Raw genomic sequence first — 14,156 nt, 5'->3', positions numbered from 1 at the left:
CGACAAATCCGGCAGCGGCCGGACCGCTTGGCGCTCAGGACGTTCCGCCACCAGGCTGCGAATGCCGGGGTGGCCGACCTAGTCTGGAGCGATGAGCGGCGACCTTGGTCAGCGGCTGCAGTCGGTTCGGAAGCGGCGGGGGCTCACTCAGCGGGAGCTGGCCGCGAATTCGGCTGTCTCGGTGTCTCTGATCCGGAAGATCGAGCAGGGGGAGCGGGACGACACTCGGATCGAGACGCTGCGGCGGTTGGCAGTGGCCCTGGGATGCCCACTGACCGCGCTCATCGGCCCCGCGCCCGAGGCGCCGGAGAGCAGGGACGGCGAGTTGTGGGCCGCCACCCGGCGAGCGATCGATGCGTCTCCGCCGGACGTGGCGGTGGAGACGCACATGGAACAGGCTGTGGCCGAATCCCTTGCGGCGGCCGTGCGGCTCTACCACGACAACCGGTATGAGCTGCTGGCGCGAGTCCTGCCCGATCTGCTGGACGCGAGTGGCAATGTCTCGCCCGTGCTGCGGGCGCGGATTCTCCAGCTGACCGGCTCGGTCATGGTGCAGACGCGGCAATTGGGAACGGCGCGCGAAGTTCTCGATCGGGCGCTGGCGGCGGCGCAGGCAAGCGATGATCTACTCGACGCCGCGTCCGTGGTCGTCACGCTGTGCTGGCTGCTCCTGGTGGAGCGGCGATTTCAGCAGGTCGACGACCTGGCGATCGACTGGGCCGACCGGATCGAGCCACGGATCTCGACCGCTACCGAACGCGAGCTCTCCACGTGGGGCTGGCTGCTGTTGCGTGGGTCGGCGGCGGCGATCCGCGACAACCGGCCCGACGACGCCGATGACATGATGCGGTTTGCGCAGTCCGCCGCAGTGGCGGTCAAACGCGAACCGCGCGGCTATCAGGACTATTGGACGGTCTTCGGTCCCGCCACCGTGGCGATGAAGCGCGTCGAGAACGCGGTCATCGACGACCGACCCGACCTGGCGCTGCGGTTGGCCCATGACGTGCCGCCCGGACTGCGGCCCACCTCCGACAACCGCAATCGGCATCTCCTCGACGTCGCCCAAGCCCACCTCGACCTCGCCCGGCCAGATCCGGCCCTGGACATCCTGCTTCGGCTCTCCGGCGAGGCCCGCCCTTGGCTGATCGAGCAGCGTTTGGCCAAGGATCTCCTGGCCAGGCTGATCGGCAGACGCCGAACACTCACTCCGGAGATGCGCGCCCTCGCCGATCTCATCCACCTCGAATACTGATCGCTGCGTGGCACTTCCGCTGTCGGACCCCGGAAAGTGCCATTGCCACAGAATTTCCACGGCCCGATCCTTATTCGGAATCCATTGGAAGCACACTCGACGATCGAGAGGGCGAGCAATGAACCCCGGGGCTCTGGGATATCTCCGCGAAGACGTGTCCGGCTCGCGACGGCAGTGGGATGAGCGGCGGATTCGGGCGTTGGCGGAACGGTTGGGGTATGACCTTCGGCGGACGGCGGTGTTCGGGCCGCATACCGATCGGCCGGTGCATCGATTGCGGGTGCTGGTCGCGAATTTGGGGGTGGATGCGGTGATCGTGCCGAGTCTGGAGCATTTCGAGGGTGGGGAGGTGCCGGGGGAGCTGGTGCGGCGGGCGGATGTGATCACCGTCAGTCCGGAGGAGACGTTCGCGCGGTGGATCGTTCCGCCGGATGCGGCGGCCGACATGTGGTCCCGGTAGGTGGCATGCGGTGGACACGCCAGCACCCGTTTCGACGAATGAACGGTGGGTGAACCATGATCAATTGGTGCCGTGTCGTTCGATGGAAACAGGTGGGTCGCGAACTTTGATATCGAAAGCGAATAACTCGGCGGCACAGCGGATCTCCGGCAGACCGAGGGGGCTGGTGTGAGACCCCAGTTCTCGCGCAGCGTGTTTCTGCGCGGAGCACTCGGAATCGCCGTCGCCGGTGTGGGTTTCGCGGGCGCCACCCGGCTGCCGAACTCGGTTGCGACACCGGACACCGGGTCGTCCGGCGCGAACGCCGGAGACCTGGGCAGTGCTTCCGGATCGAGCAGCGGCAGCGCCGACCCGAAATGGCGTGAGCTGAAAGGGAAACTGCGCGGCCGGGTCGTCCTGCCGGGGGATTACGGATATCCGGGCGTGAAGGAAGTCTTCAATACGCGCTTCGACAACGAGATGCCCGAAGCGATCGTGCAGATCGCCGACGCCCAGGACGCCGCCGCCACCTTCGAGTTCGCGGCCGAGAACGACCTCCTGGTGGCGGCCCGCGCCGGCGGCCACTCCTATGCGGGAATGTCCACGGCGACCGGCACACTCGTCATCGACGTGCGGCGCATGCAGGGCATTCGCGCCGAGCGCGGCCAGGCGGTCATCGCGCCCGGCCACACCCTCTACGACATCTATCGCGAGCTGGATCGCGGCGGGCTGAGCCTGCCCTCCGGCATGTGCCCGGGCGTCGGCATCGCCGGTCTCACCCTGGGCGGCGGACTCGGCAACGAGTCCCGCGCCCACGGCCTCACCGGCGACCGGCTCACCGCCGCCACCGTGGTCCTGCCCGACGGCACCATCACCGAGGCCTCCGCCACCACCCGCCCGGATCTGTTCTGGGCCTTGCGCGGCGGCGGCCCGCACTTCGGCGTCGTCACCTCGTTCACCTTCGAAACCATCCCGGCGACACCGAAAGACGTAGTGCGCCTGACCTTCCAAGGCGACGAGGCGGCGACCGTCATCGCGGGCTGGCAACAGTGGCTGGCCTCGGCCCCGCGCGAGCAGTGGGCCGACGTCAGCATCGACGCCGACGGCGAGGGCGGCATGCACTGCTGGATGCAGCTGGTCTGTCCCGCGGGGACTTCCGAAACGGTCACCGCCGAACTCGTCGACGCCATCGGCGTCGCCCCCGGCATCGTCGAACCCCGCACCCTGTCCCACATGGAAGCGGTCCTGTACCTGGCGGGCGGCACCGCCGATCAGCCGCGCGCCGCCTTCACCAACGGCTCCGACATCGTCGCCGACCTCACCCCCGACACCATCGGACGCATCCTCGAGGTGGTCACCCGCTTCTCCAGCGTCGGCGGTACCGGCTGGGTCCAGATCAATGCCCTCGACGGCGCGATCCGCGACCTGGCCCCCGACGCCACCGCTTTCCCCTGGCGCGACCACGCCGCCCTCGTGGAATGGGGCGCGTACGAACCCATCCCGCACGAATCTGCCCTGGCCTGGCTGGCCGACGCGCACGCCACCATGGCCCCCGACTCCGTCGGCGCCTACATCAACTACCTCGAGCCGGGCGACCCGCTGTCCCGCTACTACGGCTCCAACTACCCGCGCCTGGCCAAGCTCCGCAGCCTGGTGGATCCCAACAACCGGATCCGCTCGGTCCTGACCGCCTGACCCCGCCCTCCGGGGCGGGGGAGTCCCCGCTACTGGTCGAGGGCCTGGATGAGGGTGTTGAGGCCGGAACTGACGGATTCGCGCTGGGCGGGAGTGAGGGTTTCCAGGGCGACGGCGAACCGCTGGATGCGGGCCGAGGTGAGGCCGGTGACCAGGTTGTGGGCCGCCTCGGTGGCGGTCAGCAGCTGGGCCCGGCCGTCTTCGGGGTCGGCGTCGCGGGTGAGGTAGCCGCCCTTTTCCAGACCCGTCACTATGCGGGACATGGTCGGTGCGCTCACCCGCTCGATCGAGGCCAGGTCGCCCAGCCGCAGGGGACCCGAGCGGGCGACCGTCGCGAGGGCGGACGCCGCGCCGGGGCTGAGCGCCCCGAGGTCGCCGGAGTGGCGCAACAAGCGCAGCAGGCGGCCGATGGTGTGGTACAGGTCGGCGGCCTCGGTGAGCTGGCCGGGGTCGGCGACGCTCGTGGGCTCGGACAGCGTGATCTCTCCCTCAGATTCCCTCGCGGGCGGCTTCACGCAGTTCGGCCGCCTCGTCCGTGACAGTCGGGCTACCGGCGAACCAGGAGGCCGCCGCGCCGATCAGCATCATAATCGCGGCTCCCAGGAAGACCACGACCAGACCCGAGTGGAACGGTCCGGAGATCAAGTGCGGGAAGAACTCCTGACCGGTGAGCACATCGCCGTGCACGCCGGGGTGGTCGAGAGTGCCGGTGGGGCCGAGCAATTCCTTGATCGGGTTGTAGCCGAGGAAGGCCGCGAACAGGCTGCCCACCGGAGGCATGTCCGAGATGGCCTGGGCGGCCGGCGCGGGCACACCCTGCTCCTGCAGGCCCGAATTCATGGCGTCGGGCAGCGTATTCGACAGGCCGACGATCATCAGCGAGAAGAACAGGCCGATCGACAGCGCCATACCGCCGTTGAACAGCGTGCCGCGCATACCGGAGGCCACACCGCGCTGCGCGGCGGGCACCGAGGACATCACCTCGGCGGTGTTCGGCGACGCGAACATGCCCGACCCGAGACCATTGAGGGCGATGACGAGCGCGAACACCCAGTAGTCGAAGTCGACCGGCAGCACGACGAGCAGCACGAACGTCAGCGCGGTGATCAGCATGCCGACGGTGGCGAACAGCCGCGCCCCGTACCGGTCCGACAGCTTGCCCGAAACCGGTCCGGCGATGAGGAATCCGACGGTCAACGGCAGCAGGTAGATGCCCGCCCACAGCGGCGTCTGCTCGAAGGAGAAGCCGTGCAGCGGCAGCCAGATGCCCTGCAGCCAGATGATCAGCATGAATTGCAGACCGCCGCGGCCCAGCGAGGACATCAGCCCGGCGACATTGCCCAGCGCGAACGCCCGGTTCTTGAACAGCGACATATTGAACATCGGCTGCGCGACCTTGGACTCGATCACGCAGAACACGGCCAGCAGGATGATGCCGCCGATCACCGCGCCCAGCACCCACGGGTTGGTCCAGCCGGTCTTCGAATCCCCATGCGGCTGAATGCCGTAGGTGATGCCGGTCAGCAGCGCGGTCAAGCCCAGCGCGAACGTGATGGTGCCCGGCAGGTCCAGCGATCCCGGATTGCGCTGGCCATTGTCGTGCAGCGAGCGGTAGGACCAGATGGTGCCGATGATGCCGAACGGCACGCTCACCCAGAAGATGGCCTTCCAATCCCACTGCGCCAGTACGCCGCCCATGAGCAGACCGAGGAAGGAGCCGGCGACCGCCGCGACCTGGTTGATTCCGAGCGCGAACCCGCGTTCGTCGGCCGGGAAGGCGTCGGTGAGGATCGCGCTCGCATTGGCCATCAGCATCGCGCCGCCGACGCCCTGGATCACGCGCCAGGCGATCAGCCACACCGCGCCGCCGCCGTGCGTGAACGGATCGAACGACAACGCCACGGCCGCGAGGCTGAACACCACGAACCCGTAGTTGTAGATCTTCACCCGCCCGACCATGTCGCCGAGCCGCCCGAACATGACCACGAGCACGGCCGAGGACAGCAGGAACCCCATCATCAGCCACAGCAGGTAGCTGACATTGGCCGGTTCCAGGGGGTTGAGCCCGATGCCGCGGAAGATGTCGGGCAGCGAGATCGTCACGATCGAGGAGTTGATGGTGACCATGAGCATGCCCAGCGTCGTATTCGACAGGGCCACCCACTTGTACCGGGGGTGATCGTGCTCGATCCGGAGTCGTCTCCGAATGGTCTGGACGTCACCGGCATCCAATCCGGTGGTAGGGGCCGCAGCCATCAGAGCCTCCCGCGAGTCTACGAACGAACTTCCCCAATATAGTTGCATGTTGCTAACTAATGAAATCGGGTCTACCTCACTCAGTGGAATGCCGTACGTCTCAAAACGGAGCATTGTCCGGTTTTCGTGGACGAAGCGGACCGCGGCTTCCCACCCCCGGAAGCGCCTTCCTCACCGCCACCCAAGACGCCCCGTTCGCGATAACCGGTTCCAAGACCTCTGCCCCGCAGACACTTTCGACCATGGCATCCTCCCGCAGTCACCCGCCGTCGACGGTCCAGCCGGAAGCCCTCGGACCCGGCAGCGAGCAAGCGGAATACGCATCGAGCCGACTCCTCCTGTGCGGCAAGAATTCCCAGCCTGATCGCAAATGTGAAACCACCGATCCCGGCCGGTCGACACGCGAGCCGCAGCGCACCAGTCCGGCACGATTTGCAGTTACGCTGCTATTCGGGACCTGCGCCTGCGGTATCGAGCTCGTACACCTCTTCGAGAACGAGAACAGGATCTGGTTATGCGACATGCGCTCATGGCCGCCACGGCAGTAACAGCCGTGGCCGGTGTCACCCTGGCGAGCCTATGGGCCTGGGGTGCCGATCCGGTCGGGGCTCAGCCGCCCGCCGGGGACGTATCCGGCGCGGGAGTGCATATCGTCGCGTCGGTCGACAGCGTCGAGGTGAATCCGCCCGGAAACCGGACACCGAACTACCTGATGACGTTCTCCCATGCCGCGCAGATGTCGGGCAATTACTCGGTCACCGTGGACGGTGGCCCGATCACATCCGGTCAGGCCGTCGCGGGATTCATCCTCGGCTGCGGAATCAGCGTGGCCGGCGGCGTCACCGTCGGCATCGAACCCAACCAAGGTCTGGCCGCCGCCATCGCCCCGTCGGTGACCCCCGGGAGCGTCTCCGCCAGCCCGCCGAGCGGGACGGTCGCGCCCAGCGCATCGGTCACCCCGCCCGACATCAGTCTCGGACCCAGCGTGGGCGGGGCGCTGGGCCTGACGGAAGTCTTGACGGCCACCATGGGGCCCGGCCAGGTCACCACGACGACCACGGCGACCGCCGCCTTGGACGGTGCCACCGTGTTCCCGTTCCAGATCATGTTCAACAACGCCGCGTTGAACGTCGCGCAATGCGCTTCGCCGGTGTCGGCGGTCCCCTTCGTCACCACCACGGTGTCCACCGCGCAGGGCGTCGTGCAGACCACCGCCTACGGCGACCAATTCACCTTCTGAACCGGCTGGCCGCCCTACGGTGAGGGCAGTTCCGGCCGGGGCTTTCCCGGGGCGACAGTGCGGGCGAGGATGCCGAGGGTCGCACGGAGGGCGCATTCGGGGATCACCGGGAAGATATCGGCGTCCTTGAATTCCTGGGGGACGGCCGACCAGTCGTAATAGGACGTCACGAGAGTGCCCGCTTCGATGGGCTCGAGGTAGTAGCCGTAGACGTGGCCCGGCTCGACTCGGCCGCGAACGGTCCAGGCGATCTGCTTGTCCCGTTCGAATGCGACGATCTCGACGGTCACGTCGTACAGACCGAGCGGGTAGTCGTTGAGAGCCTCGCGATCCATGTGCACGACGAACGTGTCGCCCGTGGCGGTGACCAGGTCTCCGCTGGCCGCCATCAACATGCCGGAGCTGTCGATGGAAACGTGGCCCTGCGGATCGCTCAGGATGGCGAAGATGTCGGCCGCGGATGCGGCAACGGCCCGCTGCACTCGAAATTGTTCTGACACAACAGGATTCTACGCACCTGCACCGACCTCCGCATGTTCCATCACCGACACGCTTCCCGCGCCCGGCATCCGACCGCGGCACATCCGTCGCCGAGGACCTCAGACACCACGAAATGCTTTGTCGCCGACTCGATCCGGGTCGGTTATGTGGGAGAGGAACAGGCGCGCGGCGGGGGTGGGGGTGCGGGTGGTGACGGCGTGCCAGGGGCGGGTGAGGGGGGTGCCCTCGACGGGGAGGATCTCCAGGCGGCCGGTGGCGAGGTCGGCGGCGACGGCGTCGGAGTGGATGAGGGTGATGCCGAGGCCCTCACGCGCGGCGGCGAGGGCGGCGCCGTGGGTGCCGAGAGTCAGTGTGGGCGGATGGATTTGGAGGCGGTCGAAGAGAGCGAGGGTGGTGTCGCGGGTGCCCGAACCTTTGCCGCGCAGGAGCCAGGTGGCGTCACAGGGGTCGGGCCAGCGGGAGGGCGCGCCGACGACGACGAGTTGGCAGGGGCGGCGGGCGCGGGTGACGAGGCCGGTGTCGCGGGGCGGGCGACCGGCGACCACGAGGTCGGTTTCGTGGTGGGTGAGTTCGAGGAACAGGACGTCGCGGGGGTGGATCGACAGGCCCAGTTCGATGTCGGGATACCGGGTTCGGAACGACGCCAGCAGGTGGAGCAGGACGTATTCGCCCGCGGTGGCGACGACGCCGATGCGCAGCCGGCCGGTCTCGGCCTCCCGAACGGCTGCGTGCGCTTCCTTCATCAGACCGAGGATGCTGCGGCAGTAATCGGCGTACACGCGCCCGGCTTCGGTGAGCGCGATGCCGCGCCCGGATTTGGTCACGAGTTTCGCGCCGAGTTGTTTCTCGATGTGTGCTACGGCCGCGGAGGCGGCGGCCTCGGTGATGTGCAACTGGGCGGCGGCGCGGCGAATGCTGGAGTGCTTGGCAACGGCGAGAAACGTTTCCATGCGCACCGCGCTCACCGTACCCATACTCAACGGTAGCAAACCCGACGAAAAGGTTGAGCGAGAACAGAAACAATCGAATTGTTTGTCGTTAACGGGCCCGTCATCCTGGGAATCGCAAGTGACCCAACCCGGTTCGCAGGAGGAAAGATGGCCGGATCTGACGATGATCAGCGCAGCCGGTGGGATCCGGGCGTGCAGTCGTATGCGTCGATGGGATACTACAACCCGGACTACGAGCCGAAGGACACCGACGTCCTCGCGGTGTTCCGGGTGACGCCCCAGGACGGCGTCGACCCGATCGAGGCGTCGGCGGCCGTCGCCGGTGAATCCTCCACCGCCACTTGGACAGTCGTCTGGACCGACCGCCTCACCGCGCACAACCGGTACCAGGCCAAGTGCTACCGCGTCGAGGAGGTGCCGGGCCGCCCGGGCGAGTACTTCGCCTACGTCGCCTACGATCTGGATCTCTTCGAGGAGGGCTCCATCACGAACCTCACGTCCTCGGTGATCGGCAATGTATTCGGTTTCAAACCGCTGAAGGCATTGCGGCTGGAGGATATGCGTATTCCCGTGGCGTATGTCAAGACCTTCCAGGGTCCGCCGCACGGAATCGTGATGGAGCGCGAGTATCTCAACAAATACGGCCGCCCCCTGCTGGGCGCGACGGTGAAACCGAAACTCGGCCTCTCCGCACGCAACTACGGTCGTGTGGTGTACGAGGCCTGCAAGGGCGGACTCGATTTCACCAAGGACGACGAGAACATCAACTCGCAGCCGTTCATGCGCTGGCGTGACCGCTACCTGTTCGCCATGGAGGGCGTCAACCGCGCCATCGCCGAAACCGGTGAATTGAAAGGCCATTACCTCAATGTCACCGCCGCCACCATGGAGGACATGTACGAGCGCGCGGAGTTCGCGAAATCGCTCGGCAGCTGCATCATCATGATCGACCTGACGGTCGGCTACACCGCCATGCAGTCCATCTCGAAGTGGGCGCGCACCAACGGCATGCTGCTGCACCTGCACCGGGCCGGGCACTCCACCTTCACCCGCCAGAAGACGCACGGCGTCAGCTTCCGGGTGCTGGCCAAGTGGTGCCGGTTGATCGGCGTCGACCACCTGCACGCGGGCACGGTCATCGGCAAGCTCGAAGGCGACCCGCACACCGTGCGCGGCTTCTACGACACCTTGCGCGACAACCACATCCCGGCGAATCCGGTCAACGGCATCTTCTTCGACCAGGACTGGGCCAGCCTGCCCGGCGTCATGCCGGTCGCCTCCGGCGGCATCCACGCCGGCCAGATGCACCAGCTGCTGGACCTGTTCGGCGACGACGCCATCCTGCAGTTCGGCGGCGGCACCATCGGCCACCCGATGGGCATCGCCGCGGGCGCGGAGGCCAACCGGGTCGCGCTCGAAGCGGTGGTCAAGGCACGCAACGAGGGTCGCGATCTGCTCAAGGAGGGCCCGGACGTGCTGCGCCGCTCCGCCGAGAGCTGCCGCCCGCTCGAGGTCGCCCTGCAGACCTGGGGTGACGTCACCTTCGACTACACCTCCACCGACGCCCCCGACGCCGTCCCCACGGCCTCCCGCTGAAAGTCGAGCCACCCATGCATCTGCGCCAAGGCACCTTCTCGCATCTGCCGGACTTCGACGACACCGAGATCGCCGCCCAGGTCCGCTACGCGCTGCTCAACAACTGGCCGGTGTCGATCGAGTACACCGACGATCCGCACCCGCGCAACAACTACTGGGAGATGTGGGGCCTGCCCCTGTTCGATCTGGACGAGCCCGACGGGGTGCTCGCCGAGATCAACGCCTGCCGGGCGACGTTCCCGCGGCACTACATTCGCGTCAACGCCTACGACGCCTCCTACGGCCGCCAGACCACGGCGCTGAGCTTCATCGTGCAGCGCCCGGCCGACGAACCCGGTTTCCGCCTCGACCGCACCGAGGGCGCGGACCGCAGCCAGCGCTACGGCTTCCACGCCTACTCGTCGGATCAGCGATCCGGCCAAAGGTACGGCGGCTGAACACCTTTCGGATCAGGAGGTTATCGTGAGCTCGGAACACCCCGTGGCATCGGACGGCCGGCAGCCTGCAGCCGGCCGCCCGGCGGGCGGGTTCCAGATGCATCGGCCCGGGGCCACGAGCCCCGGCCCGCTGCGCGGTACGGCCGCCGACGCGTCTCCTGGACCAGAGGACTCCGTGGCGGCCGGCCACCTACTGGAACCGCTGGCCGACGACGCCGTGCTGGATCTGTCGACCGACGTCGCGGGCAAGGACGTCGAGGACACCCTCACCCGCCTGGACGCCGAACTGGTGGGCCTGGCCAATGTCAAACGCCGGGTCCGCGAGATCGCGGCCCTGCTGCTCATCGATCGCGCCCGCCAGCGCTTCGGCCTGCAGGCCACCCGCCCGACCATGCACATGAGCTTCACCGGCGGCCCCGGCACCGGCAAGACCACCGTGGCGCTGCGCATGGCCGAGATGCTGCACGCCCTCGGCTACATCCGGAAGCCCAAGGTGCACACCGTCACCCGCGACGACCTGGTCGGCCAGTTCATCGGTCACACCGCGCCCAAGACCAAGGAGGCGCTCGCGAAGGCGGCCGGGGGAGTGCTGTTCATCGACGAGGCCTACTACCTGTTCCGCCCCGAGAACGAGCGCGACTACGGGCAGGAGGTCATCGAGATCCTGCTGCAGGAGATGGAGAACGAGCGCACCAGCCTGGTGGTCATCTTCGCCGGCTATCCGGACCGGATGGACACCTTCTTCTCCGCCAACCCCGGCCTGTCCTCGCGGGTGGCCCACCACATCGAGTTCCCCGACTACACCCACGAGGAGCTGCTGGCCATCGCCGAGCTCATGGTGCGCCAAGAGAACTTCCGCTTCGATCCCGAAGCCGCGCAGGCCTTCTCGCGCTACCTGGAGCTGCGGATGGCCCGCCCCCGCTTCGCCAATGCCCGCAGCGTGCGCAATGCCCTCGACCGCTGCCGGTTGCGGCAGGCCAAACGCCTGGTCGAACTGCATCGGCCGGTCGGCCGCACCGATCTGATCACCCTGACGGACAGCGACGTCCTCGGCAGCAGTGTGTTCACGGACGCCCTCGCCGACGAGGGGGCATCTCCATGAGGGAATGAGAGGGATTGTGCCCGAAGGATTGAAGACCCTGACCCGGTACACCATCGAGCAGGAGCACAAGCATCCCGGCTCCTCCGGGGAGTTCTCGGCGCTGCTGAACGTGCTCGCCACCGCCACCAAGATCATCGGGAATCAAGTGACCCGGGGAGCGATCGTCGGCTCCCTGGGCGCCTCCGATGCCGACAACCTGCCGGTGACGGTGCACCGCAAGATGGATGCCATCGCCAACGACATCATGGTGTCGGAAAGCCAGTGGACCGGACCGCTGGCAGCCCTGGTGTCGGAGCAGATGCGCGAATGCCATCAGGTGCCCACCGAGATCCGGCGCGGCAAGTACCTGCTCGCCTTCGATCCGCTCGACGGGTCGAGCAATATCGACGTGAACCTGCCGGTCGGCACGATCTTCAGTGTGCTGCGCGCGCCCGAGGACGGGCGTGTTCCGGCCGGGCACGACTTCCTGCAACCGGGCGTGCAGCAGGTGTGCGCGGGCTTCACGCTCTACGGGCCCGCGACCATGCTGGTGCTGACCACCGGCAACGGCGTCGACGGGTTCACCCTCGACCGTGAGGTGGGCGCGTTCGTGCTCACCCACCCGCGCATGCGCATCCCCGACGACACCTCCGGATTCGCGATCAACGCCGCCAACGAGCGGTTCTGGGAGCGCCCGGTGCGCCGTTACGTCCACGAATGCCTCGAAGGCGTGGACGGGCCGCGCGGGCGCGACTTCAATATGCGCTGGGTCGCCTCGCTGGTGGCCGACACCTTCCACATCCTCACCCGCGGCGGGCTCTACATGTATCCGCGCGACACCCGCAATCCCGAACGGCCGGGCCGGGTCTCGCTGCTGTACGGGGCCAATCCGATCGCCTTCGTGGTCGAACAGGCCGGGGGAGCGGCCTCCACCGGACACGAACGCGTCCTGGACGTGCGGCCCGAGGAACTGCATCAGCGGGTGCCGTTCATCTTCGGCTCCCGCAACGAGGTCGAGCGGATCGAGCGCTATCACCGCGAACCGGAGGAGGGGCCCAGCTTCGACGCCTCGCTCTTCGGTTCCCGCTCACTGTTCCGCGCGGCCCGTCATTGAACGGCCGGGCGCGCGAAACCCGCTGTCCGGCAATCGAGGAGGTGCCATGTCGGTCAAACATCCCGTGGTCGCGATCACCGGGTCGTCCGGTGCGGGGACGACCAGCGTCACGCGAACCTTCCAGGAGATATTCCGCCGCGAAGGAATCAACGCGGCCATTGTGGAAGGGGATTCGTTCCATCGCTACGACCGCAACGAGATGAAACTGGCCATGGCCGAGGCCGAACAGCAGCGCAATCTCACGTTCTCACATTTCGGGCCGGAGGCGAATCTGCTCCCCGAACTCGAGACGCTGTTCCGCGACTACGGGGACACCGGCGTCGGGGCGGTGCGCCGCTACCTGCACGACGACGAGGAAGCCAAACCCTACGGACAGCCCGCCGGCACCTTCACGCCCTGGGTGGAGCTGCCCCCGGGCAGCGACCTGCTGTTCTACGAGGGCCTGCACGGGGCCGCGGTCGGCGAGGACGTCGATGTCGGGCGGTACACCGACCTGCTGGTGGGCGTGGTGCCGATCATCAATCTGGAGTGGATTCAGAAGGTGCACCGCGACAAGACCGAACGCGGCTACTCCAGCGAGGCCATCATCGACACCATTCTGCGGCGCATGCCCGACTACGTGAAACACATCTGCCCGCAGTTCTCGCGGACCTATGTGAACTTCCAGCGGGTGCCGACGGTCGACACCTCCAATCCTTTCACCGCCCGGACCATTCCGACCGCGGACGAGAGTTTCGTGGTGATCCGCTTCGCCGACCCGAAGGTGATCGACTTCCCGTATCTGCTGTCCATGCTGCACGACTCGTTCATGTCGCGGCCCAACAGCATCGTGGTGCCGGGCGGGAAGATGGATCTGGCCATGCAGCTCATCTTCACGCCGCTGATCCTGCGGCTGATGGACAAGCGGCCCAAGCGGCCGCTGCGCTGAAACGGTGTGCCCCGCAACGAGAATGGCGGCCACCCCGAATCCGGAGTGGCCGCCATTCTCACTGTCGAAGGGTTATAGGTTCGCCGCGACGCGCTTGGCCGTGTTCTTGACCTGGAACGCCGAGATCACCTCGAAGATGCCGATCACGATCAGCCAGCAGCCGACCACGACGACCAGGGTGGTGATGGAGCGGAACGGCTCCACGATCAGCAGACCGCCACCGACGATCAGCAGGATGCCGAACAGGATCTGCCAGCCCCGGCCCGGAAGCGCGGAGTCCGATATCGCGGCCACCAGGACCGCGGTGCCGCGGAAGATCCAGGTGATACCGATCCACAACGCGAGCAGGCCGATCGCCTGGAACTCGTTGCGGAAGCAGAAGAAGCCCAGGATGAACGACAGGATGGCGGTGATGAACGACAGCACCCGCATCCAGGCGCTGACATGCAGACCGAACGCCGCGATCAGCTGGAAGACGCCGGACACGAGCAGGTAGATACCGAACAGGACACCCGCGACCACCAGGGTAGGTCCGGGCCACACCAGGATCAGGATGCCCAGCACCACCGAGAGAATGCCGGTGACCAGGATCGACTGCCACGCGCTGCGGGCCAGTGTTTGAACCGGCCCCTCGAAAACTCCCTCTTTGCTGGTTGTCATGTTTTGC

Annotated in this window: 14 protein-coding genes; 9 read left to right on the top strand and 5 right to left on the bottom strand. The window is 67.1% G+C overall.

Annotated elements, in window-relative coordinates; all coding sequences use genetic code 11:
* The first annotated feature begins 91 nt into the window (after positions 1-91).
* The 3 genes from ABZ382_RS00440 (at position 92) to ABZ382_RS00430 (ending at position 3,386) form a co-directional block, all read left to right on the top strand.
* Positions 92-1,252 carry a helix-turn-helix transcriptional regulator gene (locus ABZ382_RS00440; RefSeq protein ID WP_357081817.1) on the top strand — a complete coding sequence of 387 codons (1,161 nt, stop codon included), beginning with the start codon at positions 92-94 and terminating at the stop codon, positions 1,250-1,252.
* A 265-nt stretch (positions 1,253-1,517) separates the two neighbouring features.
* A complete protein-coding gene (locus ABZ382_RS00435; RefSeq protein ID WP_357081815.1) occupies positions 1,518-1,712 on the top strand; it encodes a hypothetical protein in 195 nt (64 codons plus the stop codon).
* Between the two features lie 168 nt (positions 1,713-1,880).
* Positions 1,881-3,386, top strand: a complete 1,506-nt coding sequence (locus ABZ382_RS00430) for an FAD-binding oxidoreductase (RefSeq protein ID WP_357081813.1) — start codon at positions 1,881-1,883, stop codon at positions 3,384-3,386.
* A 29-nt stretch (positions 3,387-3,415) separates the two neighbouring features.
* Here the strand turns inward: ABZ382_RS00430 and ABZ382_RS00425 are convergent, their stop codons facing one another.
* Positions 3,416-3,901 carry a MarR family transcriptional regulator gene (locus ABZ382_RS00425; RefSeq protein WP_357081811.1) on the bottom strand — a complete coding sequence of 162 codons (486 nt, stop codon included), beginning with the start codon at positions 3,899-3,901 and terminating at the stop codon, positions 3,416-3,418.
* Complete coding sequence (locus ABZ382_RS00420; protein ID WP_357081809.1) at positions 3,876-5,642, bottom strand: MFS transporter; 1,767 nt, start codon at positions 5,640-5,642, stop codon at positions 3,876-3,878. Before ABZ382_RS00420 ends, ABZ382_RS00425 begins: the two co-directional genes overlap by 26 nt.
* A 514-nt stretch (positions 5,643-6,156) precedes the next feature.
* Between ABZ382_RS00420 and ABZ382_RS00415 the strand changes: the two genes are divergently transcribed.
* Positions 6,157-6,882 (top strand): MspA family porin, encoded by a 726-nt coding sequence (locus tag ABZ382_RS00415; protein ID WP_357081807.1) that lies wholly within the window; start codon positions 6,157-6,159, stop codon positions 6,880-6,882.
* 14 nt (positions 6,883-6,896) lie between these two features.
* Here the strand turns inward: ABZ382_RS00415 and ABZ382_RS00410 are convergent, their stop codons facing one another.
* Both ABZ382_RS00410 and ABZ382_RS00405 read right to left on the bottom strand, forming a co-directional pair.
* Positions 6,897-7,382 (bottom strand): polyketide cyclase, encoded by a 486-nt coding sequence (locus tag ABZ382_RS00410; protein WP_357081805.1) that lies wholly within the window; start codon positions 7,380-7,382, stop codon positions 6,897-6,899.
* 99 nt (positions 7,383-7,481) lie between these two features.
* Positions 7,482-8,333, bottom strand: coding sequence for a LysR substrate-binding domain-containing protein (locus ABZ382_RS00405; RefSeq protein ID WP_357083953.1), 852 nt, complete (start codon positions 8,331-8,333; stop codon positions 7,482-7,484).
* A gap of 147 nt (positions 8,334-8,480) precedes the next feature.
* Here ABZ382_RS00405 and ABZ382_RS00400 point away from each other — a divergent pair, with 147 nt between their 5' ends.
* Genes ABZ382_RS00400 through ABZ382_RS00380 form a run of 5 tightly spaced genes read left to right on the top strand, consistent with a single transcriptional unit; the run spans position 8,481 to position 13,489 of the window.
* The gene (locus ABZ382_RS00400; RefSeq protein WP_357081803.1) at positions 8,481-9,929 is read left to right on the top strand and encodes a form I ribulose bisphosphate carboxylase large subunit; all 1,449 of its coding nucleotides are present in this window, start codon (positions 8,481-8,483) and stop codon (positions 9,927-9,929) included.
* Positions 9,930-9,943: 14 nt separating this feature from the next.
* Complete coding sequence (locus ABZ382_RS00395; protein WP_357081801.1) at positions 9,944-10,366, top strand: ribulose bisphosphate carboxylase small subunit; 423 nt, start codon at positions 9,944-9,946, stop codon at positions 10,364-10,366.
* Between the two features lie 25 nt (positions 10,367-10,391).
* Entirely contained in the window at positions 10,392-11,468 is a 1,077-nt protein-coding gene (locus ABZ382_RS00390; protein ID WP_357081799.1) for an AAA family ATPase, read from the top strand.
* Positions 11,469-11,484: 16 nt separating this feature from the next.
* Entirely contained in the window at positions 11,485-12,561 is a 1,077-nt protein-coding gene (locus ABZ382_RS00385; RefSeq protein WP_357081796.1) for a class 1 fructose-bisphosphatase, read from the top strand.
* Between the two features lie 46 nt (positions 12,562-12,607).
* The gene (locus tag ABZ382_RS00380) at positions 12,608-13,489 is read left to right on the top strand and encodes a phosphoribulokinase (protein WP_357081794.1); all 882 of its coding nucleotides are present in this window, start codon (positions 12,608-12,610) and stop codon (positions 13,487-13,489) included.
* A 72-nt stretch (positions 13,490-13,561) separates the two neighbouring features.
* Here ABZ382_RS00380 and ABZ382_RS00375 read toward each other — a convergent pair whose 3' ends face one another.
* Positions 13,562-14,149, bottom strand: a complete 588-nt coding sequence (locus ABZ382_RS00375) for an HdeD family acid-resistance protein (RefSeq protein WP_357081792.1) — start codon at positions 14,147-14,149, stop codon at positions 13,562-13,564.
* Between the last annotated feature and the right edge of the window lie 7 nt (positions 14,150-14,156).

It is taken from the genome of Nocardia sp. NPDC005825 (assembly GCF_040630175.1).
GTDB lineage: Bacteria > Actinomycetota > Actinomycetes > Mycobacteriales > Mycobacteriaceae > Nocardia.
This window is presented reverse-complemented; position numbering and strand designations above follow the sequence as displayed.

Coding starts and splice junctions, on each gene's coding strand:
- ABZ382_RS00395 (WP_357081801.1), top strand. CDS start 9,944: ATGCATCTGCGCCAAGGCACCTTCTCGCATCTGCCGGACTTCGACGAC.
- ABZ382_RS00440 (WP_357081817.1), top strand. CDS start 92: ATGAGCGGCGACCTTGGTCAGCGGCTGCAGTCGGTTCGGAAGCGGCGG.
- ABZ382_RS00380 (WP_357081794.1), top strand. CDS start 12,608: ATGTCGGTCAAACATCCCGTGGTCGCGATCACCGGGTCGTCCGGTGCG.
- ABZ382_RS00405 (WP_357083953.1), bottom strand. CDS start 8,333: ATGGAAACGTTTCTCGCCGTTGCCAAGCACTCCAGCATTCGCCGCGCC.
- ABZ382_RS00375 (WP_357081792.1), bottom strand. CDS start 14,149: ATGACAACCAGCAAAGAGGGAGTTTTCGAGGGGCCGGTTCAAACACTG.
- ABZ382_RS00400 (WP_357081803.1), top strand. CDS start 8,481: ATGGCCGGATCTGACGATGATCAGCGCAGCCGGTGGGATCCGGGCGTG.
- ABZ382_RS00415 (WP_357081807.1), top strand. CDS start 6,157: ATGCGACATGCGCTCATGGCCGCCACGGCAGTAACAGCCGTGGCCGGT.
- ABZ382_RS00420 (WP_357081809.1), bottom strand. CDS start 5,642: ATGGCTGCGGCCCCTACCACCGGATTGGATGCCGGTGACGTCCAGACC.